The organism is Moraxella sp. CTOTU47579 (assembly GCF_032004885.1).
GTDB lineage: Bacteria > Pseudomonadota > Gammaproteobacteria > Pseudomonadales > Moraxellaceae > Faucicola > Faucicola tetraodonis.
On the sequence record NZ_DALZOJ010000004.1, the window covers coordinates 163,668 to 177,251 of the forward strand.

Annotated in this window: 12 protein-coding genes; 5 read left to right on the top strand and 7 right to left on the bottom strand. The window is 43.0% G+C overall.

Annotation, left to right across the window (positions count from 1 at the left end; genetic code table 11):
* The first annotated feature begins 221 nt into the window (after positions 1-221).
* Complete coding sequence (locus RTP55_RS04455; RefSeq protein WP_312384498.1) at positions 222-794, top strand: BLUF domain-containing protein; 573 nt, start codon at positions 222-224, stop codon at positions 792-794.
* 154 nt (positions 795-948) lie between these two features.
* Here RTP55_RS04455 and RTP55_RS04460 read toward each other — a convergent pair whose 3' ends face one another.
* Both RTP55_RS04460 and RTP55_RS04465 read right to left on the bottom strand, forming a co-directional pair.
* Complete coding sequence (locus RTP55_RS04460; protein ID WP_312384500.1) at positions 949-1,524, bottom strand: BLUF domain-containing protein; 576 nt, start codon at positions 1,522-1,524, stop codon at positions 949-951.
* A gap of 159 nt (positions 1,525-1,683) precedes the next feature.
* Positions 1,684-2,130: a BLUF domain-containing protein gene (locus RTP55_RS04465; RefSeq protein WP_082741470.1), complete on the bottom strand. Its 447-nt coding sequence runs from the start codon at positions 2,128-2,130 to the stop codon at positions 1,684-1,686.
* A 190-nt stretch (positions 2,131-2,320) separates the two neighbouring features.
* Between RTP55_RS04465 and RTP55_RS04470 the strand changes: the two genes are divergently transcribed.
* Positions 2,321-3,265 (top strand): alpha/beta hydrolase, encoded by a 945-nt coding sequence (locus tag RTP55_RS04470; RefSeq protein WP_312384505.1) that lies wholly within the window; start codon positions 2,321-2,323, stop codon positions 3,263-3,265.
* A gap of 346 nt (positions 3,266-3,611) precedes the next feature.
* Complete coding sequence (locus tag RTP55_RS04475) at positions 3,612-5,066, top strand: NAD-dependent succinate-semialdehyde dehydrogenase (RefSeq protein ID WP_312384508.1); 1,455 nt, start codon at positions 3,612-3,614, stop codon at positions 5,064-5,066.
* A gap of 104 nt (positions 5,067-5,170) precedes the next feature.
* Here the strand turns inward: RTP55_RS04475 and pncB are convergent, their stop codons facing one another.
* The 4 genes from pncB to RTP55_RS04495 all read right to left on the bottom strand — a co-directional run bounded on the left by pncB (position 5,171) and on the right by RTP55_RS04495 (position 9,079).
* A complete protein-coding gene (pncB, locus tag RTP55_RS04480; RefSeq protein WP_007116292.1) occupies positions 5,171-6,364 on the bottom strand; it encodes a nicotinate phosphoribosyltransferase in 1,194 nt (397 codons plus the stop codon).
* A 91-nt stretch (positions 6,365-6,455) separates the two neighbouring features.
* Positions 6,456-6,962: a flavin reductase gene (locus RTP55_RS04485; RefSeq protein WP_007116291.1), complete on the bottom strand. Its 507-nt coding sequence runs from the start codon at positions 6,960-6,962 to the stop codon at positions 6,456-6,458.
* Between the two features lie 20 nt (positions 6,963-6,982).
* On the bottom strand, positions 6,983-8,038 hold the full coding sequence (locus RTP55_RS04490; RefSeq protein ID WP_159769521.1) for a methionine synthase: 1,056 nt from the start codon (positions 8,036-8,038) through the stop codon (positions 6,983-6,985).
* 63 nt (positions 8,039-8,101) lie between these two features.
* Complete coding sequence (locus RTP55_RS04495) at positions 8,102-9,079, bottom strand: DUF1852 domain-containing protein (RefSeq protein WP_312384516.1); 978 nt, start codon at positions 9,077-9,079, stop codon at positions 8,102-8,104.
* Between the two features lie 446 nt (positions 9,080-9,525).
* Here RTP55_RS04495 and RTP55_RS04500 point away from each other — a divergent pair, with 446 nt between their 5' ends.
* A complete protein-coding gene (locus RTP55_RS04500) occupies positions 9,526-10,332 on the top strand; it encodes an SGNH/GDSL hydrolase family protein (protein ID WP_007116288.1) in 807 nt (268 codons plus the stop codon).
* A gap of 183 nt (positions 10,333-10,515) precedes the next feature.
* Here RTP55_RS04500 and RTP55_RS04505 read toward each other — a convergent pair whose 3' ends face one another.
* The gene (locus RTP55_RS04505) at positions 10,516-12,051 is read right to left on the bottom strand and encodes a cryptochrome/photolyase family protein (RefSeq protein WP_312384519.1); all 1,536 of its coding nucleotides are present in this window, start codon (positions 12,049-12,051) and stop codon (positions 10,516-10,518) included.
* Positions 12,052-12,338: 287 nt separating this feature from the next.
* Between RTP55_RS04505 and RTP55_RS04510 the strand changes: the two genes are divergently transcribed.
* On the top strand, positions 12,339-13,460 hold the full coding sequence (locus RTP55_RS04510) for an energy transducer TonB (protein WP_312384521.1): 1,122 nt from the start codon (positions 12,339-12,341) through the stop codon (positions 13,458-13,460).
* The last annotated feature ends 124 nt before the right edge of the window (positions 13,461-13,584 follow it).

Sequence of the window (13,584 nt, forward strand, 5' to 3'; positions counted from 1 at the left end):
ACAGTATCATAGTACAATTTTTATGCAGACCTAAAGATGCTGAATGGCAAGTTCCCAGTTCATTTTATTTCCAGGTCCATTTTAGAGAGTTTAGCACTGCGTTTGACGCTGTATTGTAGCTTAATTTTATGAGACCAATTCTAGGTTTCATAAGATTAAGTTTTTTTAACCGATGAAAATTTATTGCAACTGACTTCCCTCACAAATTTTCGGAAAATGTCATGAATCATCAAATTCAGTATTATGTCTACGCCAGTAAAATAAATTTGACCCAAATTTTTGACCATAATTTATTCACTGATATTCGCGAGCAAGCCCAGTCCAACAATCAACACCATCATATTACGGGGTTTTTATTGTTTAAGGATGGCAAATTTTTGCAGTATATTGAAGGTCAAAAAGCGGTATGTGAACAATTATTTAACACCATAAAGCAAGACCGACGACATAAAGAGATAGTGGTGTTAGACCAGGGACAGTTAGAAAAACGCTATTATCAGCAATGGCTGATGAATTGTTATAACATGGATGAAAAAACCCAAACCCTTGAACTGCTTAATCTTCCAGATATGGTGTACGACTTTGATATTTATCATTGGAGCCAAGCTCATGTACATGAGGTGATGTCACTAATGGCAAAAAACCATTTGCTTGGCATGACTCCCCAAACAGGGAGTTTTTTCTCGGTGATTTATCGCCGCTTTATGGAGCAGAATAAAAAATATTTAATCATTCAACTGCTGATATTAGGTATGTTTTTCATCAGTTTATTGTTCTTAAAAAGCAACTATTAATAGCAACCATTGATTAACGCGATAGGGTATGAGCCTACAGTGAAGACTACCAAATACCCAATAAAGACGTCGAAACAATTGAGTTTAAAAAGCGCATCGTTACCTTGAGCAACGTCTGATGGTTAGCTTTTTTTACTATTAGATTGGCAAAAATTTATAAGTCAATTAACAACATAAATATCACCAACCATGGCACCGTGATGACAGTAAGCGTGAAAAAAAGGTGTTTTTTGACATGGTGTTTGATGATGGCGCCGATATAGCTTCCTGCTTTGACTTGGTAGGGCGCAATATCAGCATCATCGCGCTCATAGAATGCGACCATGTCATTGAGTAATTGCTCGACCTGTTCGGTCTGCCATTGGTAGGTTTCAAACTTTGCTAACAGCTCGCTAATCATTGGGGTTGTATGGGATATGCCCGGTGTCACACATAGCATATCGCATTGCTTAAAGCGTTTAGCAGGGGTGGTACTTTGATGGATAAGATGAATTTTATGGTGGCGTTTATCATGGGTGATAGCGAGGTACAAATTCGCTATATACATTTCACTACCTTCCATAAAATGCAGAAAGCGACCATCTTTGAATAGGATAAAACCCATGATGCCGGTTTTTTGATTATTATCTCTCGCACTTTGATAAATTTGGGTAAATGTGCTGGGCTTTAAAGCGGCTGACCAAGTAAGCGAACTGGTATAAGTCAGGTAATAAGTAGGGGGAGACATCATCGTAGAACTCCTCAGCCATACTCTTTATATGTTACTTTGAGTGTAGCATAATAATTTTTAATGTTATTATTAATTTAGCATCTTTTATTAAAACTAAAGTATAACCCTTAATTCATACAAAAATAAATTAAAGTTTATAAATCTTTTTAGGGTAAAAATTTAATTATTTTTATGATGCTGTGTTTGCATATCTGTGATTAGCTCATTCACCTCCGGTGACTGCCAATCGGTGGGGTTAAACGCTTGAAATAGTCGGCTAATGGATAAATTATTCACATCCTTATCAATGTCAATACAGTACATATCCCATTTTTTGAACCGCGGCTGTTCCCGATGACCCTCGGTAATTATTTTTAAATTTTTATGGCGATAATCTTTAAGTAAATCTTGGTACAGGTGAGTGACCAATGCCTTATCCCCTTCCAAATATTGAAAAAAATGCCCATGTTTGAATAGCAAAAATCCCGTGATATGTTGGGCATGATTGTTTTGCCTAGAAATCTGCTCGATAGTTTTGAAAGTAAAAGGATTAATCGCGCCCAGTAAGGTGATTTTACTGGTGTAAGTTAAATAATAAATAGCATCACACATAACGATATCCAACATAAGGTTACCGCTGTTACCAATTCACTACAGCAGGCATTTGATTAACGCTTATAAGCGATTATACTTAACAAAAAGCCATTTTCTTACATAAATATTTAATCATTTCAAATTTAACGTCCTGACTTAAAAACTTACTTATTTAAAAAAGCAAAAACCTTAAAAAAGAGAAACCTTTAAAAAAGAGAAACCTATGTCAAATTCATCGACCCACGCTACAAAACACCCGTCATCCGCCACCGTCCGCTTGAATAAATACAAACTTGGAACTGCTGCGGTTATAGCCCTTGTGGGGTTAAATTTGATAGGCTGTCAGGCCATGGCGACAAAAAACGCACCCATCGCAGCAAAAGCTGATAGCACTAGCACTGTGTCAAATGGTATTAAAACCATCAAAAATATTGCCTATGGCACAGATACCCGCCAACAACTCGATATTTATACCCCTGCAGATGGTCAGCGTCACCCTGTGTTGATATTTGTATATGGGGGCAGCTGGCAACATGGCAAACGCCAAACCTATGGCTTTGTCGGTAAGCAGTTTGCCAAGTCGGGCTACACCACAGTGGTGGTGGATTATCGCTTAGCCCCTGCAAACGTATTCCCAGATTATGTGCTTGATACAGCCAGCGCCATGGGTTGGGTGTATCGCAATATCGCTCAATATGGCGGCAATCCTAATCAGCTGTTTGTCATGGGGCATTCTGCAGGGGCGTTTAATGTGGTATCTGCGGTGGATGATAGCCGTTTTTGGAAAACCACCGGCATTCCCAACAAGGCAATATTAGGCGTGATTGGACTAGCAGGGCCGTATGATTACGATTTTCGTAGCGGTACTACCAAAGTTGCCTTTCCAGCTGATAGCACCCGCCAGCAAGTGATGCCTGTGTATCATATCCGCCAAGATGTACCCCCGCATTTGTTGGTCACAGGCAGTAAAGATATGCTTGTCTACCCACAAAATGCTGATAGCCTACAAAAAGCGCTCACCCAAGCAGGCGGCAACGTGGAGCGGGTGCAAGTCCCTGCCACTCATGCAGGTATCGTCATTGGACTGGCAACACCGTTACAGTCTTTTTATCCCACCTTTAACAAGGTCAATGATTTTATGCAGCGGCATTTGCTAACAGCGCGTTGAGAAGAATTTCCAACAAAAAGTATAAAGAGAAACTTTTAAGCAGCGGCAATTTTCACAGAATCATGCAGTCAAAGGCATACCACTGCTAAGACAGTAGCCTCAAATGCGATGAGAAAATCATAACCGAGTTGACGTAACCGACTCGGTTTGCATTTTTATGCAATTAATTATATTTATGCAACTTTCTATCCAATCTTTGCTGTAATTTTTACTGCCTAGACAGCTGCTGCAACATAATGACGCTATTCCACACAGCTGCTATCCGCTTATAATAAGCGGCATTGACCTGCTTATCATAAAAAAATTTTCAATATCCTCATAACAACATAACGAACAGGAATTCCTGATGCTACTACTTAAAGACCAAACCTTACTTAAAACCCAATCACTCATTGACAACCAATGGACGGACGCCACGACAGGCGACACCATTGATGTCACCAATCCATTTGACAACCAAGTGATTGCCACTATACCGAGTCTAGAAAAATCCCAAGTCATCGACGCCGTTGCCATCGCCCACAAAGCGCAAATAGACTGGGCACAAAAAACCGCCAACGAGCGCGCAGCTATTTTAAACAACTGGGCGGATTTAATCGACCAAAATAAAGAAGATTTGGCAATAATCATGACAGCCGAGCAAGGCAAGCCAATGACCGAATCGCGCGGTGAAATCGGCTATGCCAATAGCTTTATTCGCTGGTTTGCCGAAGAAGGCAAGCGCATCTATGGCGACATCATCCCTAGCACCAACAAAGACCTACGCTACGTGGTGTTAAAACAACCGATTGGCGTATGCGCGGCGATTACCCCGTGGAATTTCCCCGCCGCCATGATTACACGTAAAGTGGCACCGGCATTAGCTGCTGGCTGTAGCATAATTGTCAAACCTGCCACTGAAACACCCTTGACCGCATTAGCACTGGGCGAACTTGCCATACGTGCAGGCTTACCTGCAGGCTTGCTACAAATCGTCACCGGTAAATCCTCAGTGATTGGTGAAGTGCTCACCCAAGATGAACGTATCCACAAATTGTCATTCACTGGCTCTACCGAAGTTGGTCGCGTGCTGATGTCACAATGCGCGTCCACGGTCAAAAAACTCTCGATGGAGCTTGGCGGCAATGCGCCCTTTATCGTCTTTGATGATGCCGACTTAGAGAAAGCAGCAACCGGTCTTATTGCTTCCAAATACCGTAACGCGGGGCAAACCTGTGTCTGTGCAAACCGCGTCTATGTGCAATCAAGTATTAAAGACAAATTTTTAGCCATCTTCAAACAAAAAGTAGAAGCCTTAAAAGTTGGTAACGGTATGACAGAGGGCGTGAATATCGGTCCGCTCATCAACCAAGATGCAATGGACAAAGTCGAGCAGTTACTTGAAGATGCGGTCAACAAAGGCGCGACCGTGGTCACCGGTGGAAAGAAACACAGCGCGTCAGATTTAAGTTTTGAGCCAACCATTATCACGGGTATCACCGATGACATGGACATCGCTAGCCAAGAGATTTTTGGTCCCGTCGCCCCGGTATTTATTTTTGATACCGATGACGAAGTGATTGCCCATGCCAACAATACGATTTATGGACTAGCGGCGTATTTTTATACCCAAAGCGTTGCGCGTTCGTGGAAAGTGTGTGAAGGACTCGAATATGGTATGGTTGCGCAAAACACAGGACTGTTATCAACTGAAGTTGCACCATTCGGCGGTGTGAAGCAATCCGGTTTCGGTCGTGAAGGCTCAAAATATGGGATTGAAGATTATGTGACTACCAAATATTGGTGTATTGATGTGCAATAATAGTTCAATCGTCCAAATTCATGGCATACATTGCCATGATTGGGCGTGAGATTGAACGCGCAGATTTAGTTTATTGGTTTTTTGCAATGAGCGCTTTAGAATTTTTACTCAGCGATATCAAATACTTGGCGCAGATATGCCAAAAAGGTATCGTTATCGGTCATGGTTTTGCCCGGGCTATCGGATATTTTGGCAACCGATTGCCCGTTACATTCAACCAGTTTTAGGACGATGTTGAGCGGTGTTTGCCCCATATCATTGGTCAGGTGAGTCCCGATACCAAACCCTAGTTGAAAACGGTCGTTAAAATGCAAGTACAGTGCCCACGCCTTCTGCAGCGTCAACCCATCGCTAAAATTTAACATTTTGGTTTTTGGGTTGATTTTGAGTTGTTGGTAGTGCGCGTAGGCTTTTTCGCCCCATTCATACGGGTCACCACTGTCATGACGCAGTCCATCAAATAGCTTGGCAAAATACAAGTCAAAATCGCGCAAAAAGGCATCCATTCCGACCACGTCTGTCAATGCAATACCTAAGTCTCCTCGATATTCTTGAACCCAAGCTTCGAGTGCCGCTTTTTGGAAATTACGCAAGCGCACATCGAGCGCCTGAAAGGCTTGCAGAAATTCATGAGCCATTGTGCCAATTGGGGTGATATCGAACTGTTTGGCAAAATACACATTGCTCGTACCGCGAAATATTTCCGGCACTGCCATCAACCGCTCAATCACTTGTTCTTGCCAAGCGACACTATAACGTCGACGCGTACCAAAATCTGATACCAAAAACGGGACGTCATAAGCCGCCATTTGGCGACGATAATCTTGTAACAGTAGCAGTTTATCGTTTAGCCGTTGTTCACCGACTTGCCAAGCCGATTGCTGATCAAGGTGACTAAAATACAGTTCATTGACAATCGCCAACACAAAGATTTCAAACATCATCGCTTGAATCATCGGGCCTTCAATACGAATGTCTAACCGACCTTCGGCATCAAGGGTCGCTTTGATAAAACGCCGTTTGAGTTGAAATAATTCCAGATAATCAACAAAATCACTTTTGATAAAGCGCAGACCACGAAGGTATTGCAGCTCATCAGCTGTAAAGCGTAGTTCACAAAGCGCATCGAGCTCGGCATTGACTTCATCGAGTAGCGTTGATAGAGGATAGGCGGTGTCTTCAAGGTTGCGACAGCGAAACGCATATACGCTATGCGTCTGTGGAAACTTGTGTAGTACCACTTGTAGCATGGTAAATTTGTATAAATCCGTGTCCAACAAAGACTTAATAATCGCCATTACCCATCCTAAATTCTGTAACTATTGATAAGAGTGACTACTTTAGCATTAATTCGCTTGGATTGTACAAAATCTGACTCTGTGCTTGGCATTATGGTTGGTTGGGCGTTTCGACTTTAATTTTATTGACGGCATGGTATTCACGATTAAAATACACCAAGCCTGTCTGGTCTTTGCCTTGTTGTATGGCTTCGATACGACAAATAAAAATCCCGTGTGTGCCGACTTCCTGGATTTGCTCGATTTGGCAATCAAAGCTCGCCAAGGCATTGTCCAAAATCGGTGATTGGGTCATCAAGGTATGCCATGTGCCATGCTCAAAGCGCGCTTGCGCTTCGAGTTTGGAGGCAAAAACCGCAGATAATGGTGCATGATGATCGGCAAGCACATTCACCGCCAATACCTTGTTTTGCACGAAATATTCATACGAGCGTGAGGCGGTATTCATGCATACGAGCAAGGTCGGTGGGGTATCGGTTACACTGCACACCGCCGATGCAGTAAAGCCATGACGACCCGCAGGGCCATCAGTAGTGACCACATTGACCGCAGCCGATAACATCGACATGGCATTTCTAAAATCAGTAACGTCAACCATTATTTTTTCCAAAGTACTTTTTAAATTATGAGGTCGTCCAATTGATGCGTGGCTAAATAGTCATTTCGGACAAGCTTGGCGCCTTGTGCTAAGGCAGACAACTTGCCTTGTGCCACATGACGGGGGAGCGGCGCCATCCCGCAATTGGTACAAGGGTACAAATTTTTGGCATCCACAAACTGCAAGGCTTTATGTAGCGTTGCTGCCACTTGCTCAGGCGTTTCTATCTGATGCGTCGCCACATCAATCGCGCCCACCATCACTTTTTTGCCACGAATCAATTCGATAAGTTCCATCGGTACGCGCGAATTGTGACATTCTAGCGACACCATATCAATCGCCGATTGCTGTAGTTTGGGGAAGATGGCTTCATATTGTCGCCATTCACTGCCCAAGGTTTGTTTCCAATCAGTATTGGCTTTGATACCATAACCATAACAGATATGGACAGCAGTGTCACATTTCAACCCTTCGATAGCACGTTCAAGTGCCGCAATGCCCCAATCATTAACTTCATCAAAAAATACATTAAAGGCAGGCTCATCAAATTGAATAATATCAACCCCTGCCGCCTCGAGTTCTTTGGCTTCTTGGTTGAGTAGGGTAGCAAATTCCCAAGCCAGTTTTTCGCGGCTGCCGTAGTATTGGTCACTTAAGGTATCAATCATGGTCATGGGTCCAGGTAGCGCCCATTTGATAGGTTTGTCTGTGTGCTGACGTAAAAACTTGGCGTCCTCAGCAAATACCGATTGCGGGCGCGACACCGCACCTACCACAGTCGGCACACTGGCTTCATAGCGATTGCGAATTTTTACCGTAGCGCGATTGGCAAAATCAACCCCATCTAGATGCTCAATAAAGGTGGTGACAAAATGTTGGCGGGTCTGCTCGCCATCACTCACAATATCAATGCCTGCCGCTAATTGCTGCTGCAATGATACCAATAACGCGTCTTGTTTGCCTTGGACAAGCGCGCTGTCTGTCAGCTTCCAAGGTGACCAAAGTTGTTCAGGTTCAGCAAGCCAGCTTGGTTTAGGCAGGCTACCTGCCGTTGATGTTGGAAAAAGTGTCGTCATTGTTTTCTCTTTAATTGTTTGGTGTTAGCAAAACTGCTTAAGCGACTTATTAAGCTACTTGGGTTAAGCGACTTGGGAATTTAACCATTCTTGTAACAAAGTTTGATAGGGTTTGATAAAGTGGGTTTCTGTGTATTGACCTTGTTGAATCGCTAGCTGGCTACGTTCTTCACGGTCATACTCGATTTTGGTCAGTGAATAATCCTCATGATTTAAACTGGGCTGATAGCTTTGACCTGCCACGCTATTGGCGTTATAAATCTCAGGACGATAAATTTTTTGGAACGTTTCCATCGTGCTAATCGCGCTGATAAGCTCAAGGTTGGTGTAGTCATTGAGCAAATCACCTTTAAAATAAAATGCAAAAGGCGCCACTGATTTTGGCGGCATAAAATAACGCACCGATAAACCCATTTTGCTAAAGTATTCATCCGTCAGCGAATATGCGTCTTGTACATATTCAGTGCCCAAAATCGGATGACAATTGGCGGTTCGGGTGTAGGTCTTAGTGGTCGATACACTCAGACAAATCACCGGGGGTTTGTTAAATTGCTCACGATAGGCAGGCGAGTTCAACACATACTCAAACAACTTGCCATGCAAATCCCCAAACCGCTCGGGCACGCTAAACGATGGCTGGTTTTTGTTATGCGCCAACAGCCATACACTAAAGTCATAATCGCGCACATAGGAAGAAAAACTGTTCCCCACAATGCCATCGATTCGCTGCTGGGTCTGGGTGTCAAAGATAACGGTTTTTAAAATCTCAATAGCCGGAAAGCTGTCTTTCGTACCAACAATCTCAAGATTGGCAGAGACAATCTCAAGCTCGACCTGATAGCGGTCGCCCGTCACATTGTCCCAATGTGCCAAGTCATTAAATCGACGGTTAATCATTTGCAGGGTATTGCGTAAGTTTTGCTCGCGGTGTTCCCCCCGTGCCAGATTGGCAAAGTTGGTAGTCAGCCTAGTATCTTTGGCAGGTTGGTAATTTTCATCAAATGCAATGGTTTTGATATGACAATCAATCGGTAAAGTCATGTCTATAATCTCCGTAACAGTAGCGCAAAAAAATTTTCTTTTAGCACCCTACGATTACTAAAAATCGTCACTGCTAAAAGTACAAAGACAGTTATACGCTAAAATTAAGATGAATAAAAACGAATTAAAATTTAAAAATGATGAATTTTATTCATTTAAGGTTTTTCCTTAAATAAAAAACGGCTAGAGAGTGTCTAAGCGTTTTTTGTTAAACATGACTATTCTTGCGGATGTTTTGGCAAAGCGCTGCTATTCACCAATGCTGTTTAACATAAGGTAAAGTATCACCAGTACCAATTTAGCATCAGTTAGCGAAACAGCATGCGTTGCTCGACTAATCGTTAATGTATCAATCCGTTAAACCACCCTTTGAACAATCAACGTGGTTTTTTTATAGTAATTATCACTATACAATAATCCAAAAAGCGCTGTTAAAAAGGAAAGTTATGCAACAACATATCAATGGCTTGTCTTATAAGGATATACTAATCAGCCCGATATACTATTACCAAGGCAAGCAGGTAAGACGCCAAACCATCGTATTACCAACGCCGCTGTCTGAGAGAAAAGGTGTGGTAGATTTCAACAAGATAGATAACTCCGCATCTGATTCATCTTTAACCCTGTTACTCGTAGGCGATAGTGCTGCGGCAGGCGTAGGGGTGGAAAGCCAAGAAGCAGCGCTCATGGGGCAGCTAATCAAAAATTTATCCTCTAATGAAATAATTGTAAAACGTTATTGCCACTTACAATGGCAAATGGCAGCTGTGTCTGGATTTACCAGTTTTGATGTGCTTCGACAACTTTATGTATTGGCAAGTGAAAAGATAGACATAGTCATCATCAATGTCGGGGTCAATGATGTCGTAACAAATACAAGGCCTAGAGACTGGCAAGCACATATAGAAGCTATTATTGAAATCGCAGGGCGTAAATTTACTGCTAAGTATGTTATTTTTGTTGGATTGCCACCCATGCAAAAAATGCCTGCCTTGCCAAGCCCGCTGAATCAATTGATAGGCAAAAAAGCGTCATTATTGGACAAGCGACTTTATCAGCTGATTTTAAACTATCAAAACACCAATAACCAATTAGATACCCAAATCCATTATTTAGCAGTGAGTTTTGCTGAGCAGGACGATAGTAAAAACTTATTTGCAAAAGATGGCTTTCACCCCAGTGCGAAAACTTACGCACTATGGGGTACACAATTAGCGGATTTTATCAGTCAGGCAATATCAACCAAGCCGTAATTTGTCAGCCATTCAATAAATAGTCAGCAATCAATAAGCTGTCTTGGTAGTCGATTTCATCATTGCGACACACTTGGCAATAGCAACTTTTTCAATCAACTGCTCGGCAACTGGGCATATCCGTTTTGCTCATTAACCGTATCAACTGACGCTCATACACACAAAGTTGATTATTGAGCTATCTTAGGGTATTGGTTTTTTAAACGCCTCAATCGCCATCGCCCGTGAGGCTTTTGTTGGGGTGTCAAGCTTTGGATAGGCGATGTGAGGATTTTGTGTTAGGTAGGTTTGCAGTTTTTGCTCATCGTTGATGATGTTAGCTGGCACTGTTGCAAGCTCGGGCACCCAGTGTTGGATATAGCTGGCGTCAGGGTCGTGTGTTGCCGCCTGGCTAAATGGATTCATCACCCGAAAATAAGGCTGAGCATCGGTACCGACGGAAGCTGACCATTGCCATCCGCCATTATTACTGGCAAAATCACCATCTGCCAAATGCTGCATAAAATATGCCTCACCCCAACGCCAATCGATTAATAGGTTTTTGCTCAGATACATCGCCACCACCATACGCAGCCGATTGTGCATAAAACCTGTGCTATTGAGACAGCGCATCGCTGCATCCACCAGCGGCACACCGGTCTTGCCTTGATACCAGCTTTTAAAGTCGGCTAGGTCATAACGCCAAGCCACAGATTCATCGAGTGGGGTCAAAAATGCCTTGCCTTTAACGATATCTGGACGGTTAACCATAACATCATAATAAAAATCGCGCCAAGCCAGTTCGCTAATCCAGCGCATGATGTCTTTCTCGCTTGCAAGTCCTTGCTGACCGTTCAGCCTTTGTCTGGCTTCAAGATAGCATAATCTGGGTGATAGCATACCGATTGCCAAATAGGGCGATAAACGACTGGTCGCACCCAAGTGATTATTCAAAGCGGGCATGTCTCTGGCGGTATTGTAATCAGCGATATGGTATTTTAAAAAATCATCCAGTCGTGATTGAGCAGCCGCTTCACCGGCAGGGTATAACAATTGAGCTAACTTACCCATGTGAGTGAGCTGTTTATCAAGCGCAGCGGTGGGGGTAAAATAAGCGCGATAAAATGCATCAATCGTTATATGGTCATTGGTATTGCGGCTGTCTTTGGCGAGTTGTATGGTATTTATAGCCATTGCAGCAGGGGTGGGCGATAGGGTTAAGCCGCCAGTTTCAATCATCGCAAGCCAACGCTTGTAAAAAGGGGTAAAGACTTTGTACGGCATACCTTTGTCGGTGACGATACGCTGAGGGGCAACCACTTGACTATCATCAAACCATTGAGTAACTATGCCCAACGACTGCGCCTGCTGGGCAATATACTGATCGCGGGCAACTTCATTAACCGGGTACTCCAAATTGGCAAATAAATGGCTAATAGAAAGCTGCTGGCAAAGCTCAAGCACGTCCGTTGCCTGCGAGGCAAAATCATCCACCACTCTGACGATGATACCAATATTCAACTGAGATAAACTCTGCTCCAGTGCGCGGATTTGCCGCAGTATCAAGTCAATTTGCCACAGCGATTTGCGGTGTGATTGCCATTGCTTGGGTGTCAAATAAACCACGGCGATGACGCCAGCATGGTTTTGCTGTGCATGCTCACAGCAAGCCGCAAAAGCGGTATTGTCAAAGGTGCGCAAATCTTGGCGAAACCACATCAAGTTCATTGTGCTGCTCATTATCTTTACCCCAATACAACAATTTATCGTTAGGGTATTATGTCAACAAAGGCTTGTCTTCCCAAGACGTTTTTTCAGATTTATTGTGCTATCGTAACGGTAAAACACCACTCATGCCGTTGCAAAAATGTGCAATCACCTGCATCAAAAGTCGGGTAAACGTTGTGTTGGCTTTGCGATATACGCGCCTTAAATAGCAAACTAATTATTTGATTTATGGCACAATTATATTAAGATGGCAATATCATCTGCCATCATTCAAGCGTGTATCAAGCGATTTCCCTGTTATGCTATCTACCCCATCATCCGATAACAAAGCGTCAAAACTATATATTAGGGTAGTGGTGGTCGGAATCGTTACCGCGTTACATGGGCTGCTGCTGTATCTATTTTTTCAGTACCAAACGCCATTAAAAATCAAACCGCAAACGACACAGCCGCTCGAAATTAGCTTTATCCAGCTGAAGCCTCAACACCCCTCGCAGACTTACCATTCACAACCGCAGCCTGTCGCCATTAATCATGCGAACCCTGCCATACAACCTTATCCTAGCGATAACACACAAGCGGATGATATTAAGGAAAAACCATTATCAACACCAAACCCTGTACCCGCTAAAATGGTAAATGACCCAGCAAAAAATAGTAGCCACAAGCCAATCGAACTCAGACCAACGATAGATAATTCGACTAACCAAAAAAAAGCCAGTCAACCTAAAACTTCGTTATCTACAGCAAGTCAAAGTCAAAGCCAAACTCAATCCCAAAAAAAATCACAAGATATTCCTAGCCAGCCATTACTGAACGTCCATGAAAACAATGCCCACTATAAACAACAGCAAACGGCGCAAATAGACGGCAACATAAGTTCAAATAATAGCCAATCTCTTGCTCAATCCAACTCAGCTACTATCAAATCAGCTACTACTAACCAAAGCCATACCAATGCTGAGTATGCTTTAAAAACTATAACTCACGATGAGCGTGCTAAATCATCTAAAGACTCGATGCGCCCTCAAATACAAAAAACGCCAAATCAGCCCGTTAGCCCAGTTATTTCAGCTATCCCCGATGTCCCAGCTATTAATTCGTCACCAAAACCAGCAACACCCATCACCTTTGGCAATGCGGATGCAAGTTGGCAGAAAAAACCTAACACGCAGTTACCACCCAATTTATCGCGTATTGTGACACTAAAGCAGCTATCAAGCCTGCAAGTAAAACTTAATGTCAATGCCCAAGGTGGCGTGGAAAAATGCAGGATTACGCAAACATCGGGTGATTCAGAGGTGGATAAATTTATTTGCCAACAAGTGCAAAAAGCCAAACTTTACCCAAAAAAAGCCAATGGCGTCACGGTACCAAGCATTGGTAATCTCACCATAGCACTGACCAATCTTGCAAATTAAACCATAGAATATATCGTTGAAGCGGCACCTATGTAATAATCGTGAAAGGCTTACTGTGTCAACAATTGATTAACTAGACACATAAAAAAGCCAACCTGATAAACAGATTGGCTTTCTTATTATT

Bases quoted from the DNA above. Each gene is read 5' to 3' on its own strand.
- RTP55_RS04495 (WP_312384516.1), bottom strand. From the start codon at position 9,079: ATGACTTTACCGATTGATTGTCATATCAAAACCATTGCATTTGATGAA.
- pncB (WP_007116292.1), bottom strand. From the start codon at position 6,364: ATGGCGATTATTAAGTCTTTGTTGGACACGGATTTATACAAATTTACC.
- RTP55_RS04460 (WP_312384500.1), bottom strand. From the start codon at position 1,524: ATGATGTCTCCCCCTACTTATTACCTGACTTATACCAGTTCGCTTACT.
- RTP55_RS04505 (WP_312384519.1), bottom strand. From the start codon at position 12,051: ATGAGCAGCACAATGAACTTGATGTGGTTTCGCCAAGATTTGCGCACC.
- RTP55_RS04455 (WP_312384498.1), top strand. From the start codon at position 222: ATGAATCATCAAATTCAGTATTATGTCTACGCCAGTAAAATAAATTTG.
- RTP55_RS04470 (WP_312384505.1), top strand. From the start codon at position 2,321: ATGTCAAATTCATCGACCCACGCTACAAAACACCCGTCATCCGCCACC.
- RTP55_RS04485 (WP_007116291.1), bottom strand. From the start codon at position 6,962: ATGGTTGACGTTACTGATTTTAGAAATGCCATGTCGATGTTATCGGCT.
- RTP55_RS04490 (WP_159769521.1), bottom strand. From the start codon at position 8,038: ATGACGACACTTTTTCCAACATCAACGGCAGGTAGCCTGCCTAAACCA.
- RTP55_RS04475 (WP_312384508.1), top strand. From the start codon at position 3,612: ATGCTACTACTTAAAGACCAAACCTTACTTAAAACCCAATCACTCATT.
- RTP55_RS04510 (WP_312384521.1), top strand. From the start codon at position 12,339: ATGCTATCTACCCCATCATCCGATAACAAAGCGTCAAAACTATATATT.
- RTP55_RS04465 (WP_082741470.1), bottom strand. From the start codon at position 2,130: ATGTTGGATATCGTTATGTGTGATGCTATTTATTATTTAACTTACACC.
- RTP55_RS04500 (WP_007116288.1), top strand. From the start codon at position 9,526: ATGCAACAACATATCAATGGCTTGTCTTATAAGGATATACTAATCAGC.